At 72.8% G+C, this 4,073-nt stretch carries 5 protein-coding genes; 3 read left to right on the top strand and 2 right to left on the bottom strand.

All coding sequences use genetic code 11. From position 1 onward, the window contains the following. The coding region (locus tag ACFXA3_RS33505) for a PP2C family protein-serine/threonine phosphatase (protein WP_385193099.1) at nt 1-617 on the bottom strand (617 nt) is incomplete at its 3' end. A 211-nt stretch (nt 618-828) separates the two neighbouring features. Here ACFXA3_RS33505 and ACFXA3_RS33500 point away from each other — a divergent pair. Both ACFXA3_RS33500 and ACFXA3_RS33495 read left to right on the top strand, forming a co-directional pair. Further along, nucleotides 829-1,749 carry a MurR/RpiR family transcriptional regulator gene (locus tag ACFXA3_RS33500; protein WP_385193097.1) on the top strand — a complete coding sequence of 307 codons (921 nt, stop codon included), beginning with the start codon at nt 829-831 and terminating at the stop codon, nt 1,747-1,749. 326 nt (nt 1,750-2,075) lie between these two features. Continuing rightward, entirely contained in the window at nt 2,076-2,438 is a 363-nt protein-coding gene (locus ACFXA3_RS33495) for a hypothetical protein (protein WP_385193095.1), read from the top strand. Nucleotides 2,439-2,575: 137 nt separating this feature from the next. Here the strand turns inward: ACFXA3_RS33495 and ACFXA3_RS33490 are convergent, their stop codons facing one another. Next, the gene (locus ACFXA3_RS33490) at nt 2,576-3,502 is read right to left on the bottom strand and encodes a MerR family transcriptional regulator (RefSeq protein ID WP_385193092.1); all 927 of its coding nucleotides are present in this window, start codon (nt 3,500-3,502) and stop codon (nt 2,576-2,578) included. Nucleotides 3,503-3,717: 215 nt separating this feature from the next. On the opposite strand from ACFXA3_RS33490, the gene ACFXA3_RS33485 reads away from it, so the two are divergent. Continuing rightward, a complete protein-coding gene (locus ACFXA3_RS33485; protein WP_054222074.1) occupies nt 3,718-3,909 on the top strand; it encodes a DUF5302 domain-containing protein in 192 nt (63 codons plus the stop codon). Nucleotides 3,910-4,073: the final 164 nt, after the last annotated feature.

Below are 4,073 nucleotides of genomic sequence, written 5' to 3'. Positions count from 1 at the left end.
GCCCCCGCGGGAGTCCCGGGCCGGGTCACCGCGTACCCGGCGCCCGGCTCGACTCCCAGTGGCGGGCCGCCCTCCTCCTCGTTGATGCCGTAACTGCCGTCGACCGTGGCCCAGACGGAGGGCACGTGGCCGGCCCGGGCGGTTTCGAGTTCCCAGGTCTCGGGGTCGAAGCGGAGCAGGGTGCAGGTCGCGAAGAGTTCGCAGTCCATCGCCAGCAGGACGTCGTTGGCCCGGCTCAGCATCTCGCCCGGGTCGAAGACGACGGTGGACACGGCGCGCAGGCCGACGCGGACCTGCCCCATGAAGGCGGCCGCCTCGACGTCGTGCCCCTGGACGTCGCCGATGGAGAACGCGAGCGCGCCTTCGGGCAGCCGGAAGCCGTCGTACCAGTCGCCGCCGATGTCCAGGCCGTGCCGGGCGGGTGCGTAGCGGGCGGCGCTGCGCAGACCGGGCAGCGCGGGCAGGGAGGCCGGCAGCATCTCGCGCTGGAGGGCCTCGGCGAGTTCCACCCGGGCCTGCTGGAGTTCGGCTCCCGCCTTCGCCCGGGCCGTGAGCCGGCCGAGCGTGGCCAGCAGGTCGGCGGCGCTCACCGACTTCGGGGGACGGCGCGGGGTCACGGACCGCTCCCGGGTGCATCCATATGTCCCTGCTCTCGGCTCTCGCTGCGCGCGGTGCGCCAAAGACCCGAGCACATCATATTTCCGGCCTCCGGGGGTCGCGAGCGATGCGGGCGGCGCGGGCCCGGGACCGGCCTCGCCCGACGGGGGCGGCCGACCACAGGGCGTGAGCTATGTTTGAAGACGAGTGACATGAGAGGGAGGCCCACCGGTGTCATCGGGGCAGCAGGCACGCGCGCAGGCGGCTGCGATCACGCCGAGCGGGCAGGCGCCGCCGGTCCACGAGCGCGCTCCGGGCGACCGGGTGCGCGCCCTGTTCGACGGCCACCGGCTCTCCCCCGGGCAGCGGCGGATCGCCCAGTACCTGATCGACCACCTCACCGAGGCGGCGTTCCTGTCGATCACCGAGCTCGCGGAGCGGGTGGGCGTCAGCCAGCCGTCGGTGACGCGTTTCGCCACCGCCCTCGGGTTCAGCGGCTACCCGGCCCTGCGGGACGCCCTCCAGCCGATGGCGCTGAGCGCCGTCGCGGGTTCCCCGGAGAGCAGCGAGCAGTTCCGCCGCAACGAGCTCCAGGCGGCCGTGGACGCCGAGATCGCGAACCTGGAGAACGTACGGCGGCTGCTCGCCGACACCGACCAGGTGCTCGACATCGGCCGCGAGCTGGCCCGCTCGGTGCCGCTGACGGTCCTCGGCCTGCGGATCTCGGTCTCGCTCGCGGAGTACTTCGCCTACGCGGCACGGCGCATCCATCCCGATGTCCGGCTGGTGACACGTGGAGGCAGCGTGGCCTACGACGCCCTGCTCCAGTCCCGGGAGGCCGGCGGGACCTGGGCCCTGGCCTTCGCCATGCCCCGGCACGCCAAGGAGACCCTGTCGGCGCTGCGGGCCGCCCGCAGCGCCGGGCTGAAGATCGCGCTGATCACCGACACCACCCTGGGGCCCCTGGTGGACGAGGCGGACGTGGCCCTGACGGCCGGGACCGGGGCCCGGCTGGTCTTCGACTCGTACGCGGCGCCGGGGATGCTGTCCGCGGCCCTGCTCCAGGCGATGGCCGACGCGGATCCCGAGCGGACGCAGGCGCGGCTCGAAGGGTACGAGCAGGTCGCCGACCAGCACGGTTTCTTCCTGTAGGCACCTTTTCAACCGGTATGAGGCAGTCCACTTTCATGCCGCCGAGGCGTATGTAATTTTTCATTCTCTTGTTTACTCGACGGTATATATGTTTACTAAGCAGCGCGCCGGATCCACCAGACGCCAAGGAGAGCGACCCCACGCCCTCCCAGAACGAACATCCCGCGCGGGGCGCTCCTCCTCACGCCCCGCCTCGGTGACCGTTCCCGGCACTCTGGGATCCACCAGAGCGCTTGTGGCGGCCTCGGTCAACCCCTGGGCCGAGGCCGCCCACCAACGTCTCGATCAGAGTTCGACACCATTCGGAAGCGACGAGCATGCGCCAGATGGCCTCCACCACGCTCAGCCCGGACTGGCCCTGTCAGGTCAAGGCCCCCGGCACCCATGACTGGGAACGCACGGCCATGCGCTGGCTGCGGGATCTGCTCCCGGCCCGCTACGGCAGCTACTCGACGCTGACCCGCAGCCCCGTGCTCCTCAGCCGGCACGCCCAGCTCCAGCTCCAGCACGAGATGCGGGCGGTCCGGGTCGCGCTGGAGACCAGCCGGGCCGAACTGCCCTCGATGGGCGTGGCCGAATCCGTCATCGAGAACTCGATCCGCATGTACGCCGTCGAGCTCCAGCAGCTGGGCCGGCTCTCCCGCGCGGTCCGCCTCGTCGGCGACGCACTGCGCGTCTCACCCGGCTGATCCCACGCCACCCGGACGGGGGGTGACCTCCGGCGCGGTCCGTCGTTGAACAGGACGGTCAAGCGAAGTGCACCAGCGAAGTCCCGGGACTCCCCGCGAGCCCCGGGACTTCGTGTGTTCCCGGGGCTCGCCCCGGCTTATCCGCGCAGCGCGGCGATGAACCAGGTGAACACCGGCGCGAGGCTCGGCGAGGGCGGCCAGCCGTTGATCACGGCCAGGAGCTGCCAGTAGCGCTCGGCGCGCGGATCCGCGGCCACCTCCAGCCGCGCGAGGAGCCAGCGGCGCAGGTCGCCGTCGTCGGCCCGTTCGAAGGCGTGCGCGTAGAGGGCGGCCAGGGCGTCCGTGACGGGCAGTGCTTCGACGGACGTCGGGAGGATGCCCGCCGCGAGGGCTTCGCCGACGCGTTCGCAGACCGCCTCGTTCAGGGCGTGGTGCAGGCCGGTGGTGTCGCCGTCCGCCCGCTCGGCCGCCTGGTGCTCGGCCATCTTGCGCACGCAGGCGCGGAAGCCGGCGTCCTGGCAGAGCTCGGCGAGCTCCACCCAGGCCTCGACCTGCTCGGTGGTGGGGTCGTCGGGGAGTTCGGGCATGGCGGAGCGCAGCATGGCCACGAATTCGGGATTGGCGTCGAAGCCTCCGAACGTGTCGTCGATGAACGCGTGGACCAGCCGGTTGCGTTCGGCTTCGGAGAGGCGGGCGAGTCGGTGCACGAGGTGTGTCTCCTGGGGTGAGGCGCCGCGCCGGGCCACGGCACGCAATACGGCCCGCCGCAGCCGCAGCGTGCGTATCTGCACGTCCAGGGCGTCGGCATGGGCGGCCGCGACCTCCGGCACGGAGGCTTCCCGGTCCAGCACCCTGCGGATCGTGGCCAGGTCGAGGCCGAGGTCGCGCAGGGTGCGGGCGAGGTCGAGGCGGGTGACCGCGTGGATGTCGTAGAGCCGGTAGCCGGCGGGGCTGCGATCCGTGGGCGCCACGATCCCCGAGTCGGAGTAGAAGCGGACGGTCTTCACCGTCAGCCCGGTGCGCCGGGCGATTTCCCCGATCGGATAGAGCGTGTCGCCGTTCACGTCCCCCACCCTGACGTCTCCCCCTACGGGAGTCTCAAGCCCGCCGGAGCGGCGGCCCGCCTCCGGGCGGCTTCCCGGACGGTACCCGGCAGACCCGGGCCGCACCCGGGCCGGGCCGGGGCTCGGGGCAGCGGCTGCCGCGGCGTGGAAGTCGCTGGTCAGGGGGGACGGCGGGTGACAGACTGAGGCCGCTTCAGGTCAACCCAGGAGGACACATGCCAGAAGAGTCGGACACCCCGCAGGACGAATCGCCGGCCGAGGAGGCCAAGCGCAAGTTCCGGGAGGCCCTCGAGCGCAACGCCCGCAGTGCCCACGCACAGCAGTCCCACCAGAGCCGGGCGAAGATCCAGGGCGCCAGTGGCGGCGCGGGCGGCAAGAACAAGAAGACCCGCCGCAAGACGGGCTGACCGCCGGCCGCGCTCTCTCCCGGCGATGCCCTGAAGAGGCCGGACAGGGGGGGGGGGGGGGGGGGGCGCCCCCCGGGGGGGGGCGGCCCCCGCCCCCCCCCCCCACCGCAGCCGCGGCGGGGGGGGCACGCGGCGGCAGCGAGCCACACCACCCCCACAGGGGC

The sequence above is a fragment of the Streptomyces sp. NPDC059456 genome (assembly GCF_042750055.1).
In the GTDB taxonomy this organism is placed as follows: domain Bacteria; phylum Actinomycetota; class Actinomycetes; order Streptomycetales; family Streptomycetaceae; genus Streptomyces.
This window is presented reverse-complemented; position numbering and strand designations above follow the sequence as displayed.

Bases quoted from the DNA above. Each gene is read 5' to 3' on its own strand.
- ACFXA3_RS33495 (WP_385193095.1), top strand. From the start codon at position 2,076: ATGGCCTCCACCACGCTCAGCCCGGACTGGCCCTGTCAGGTCAAGGCC.
- ACFXA3_RS33485 (WP_054222074.1), top strand. From the start codon at position 3,718: ATGCCAGAAGAGTCGGACACCCCGCAGGACGAATCGCCGGCCGAGGAG.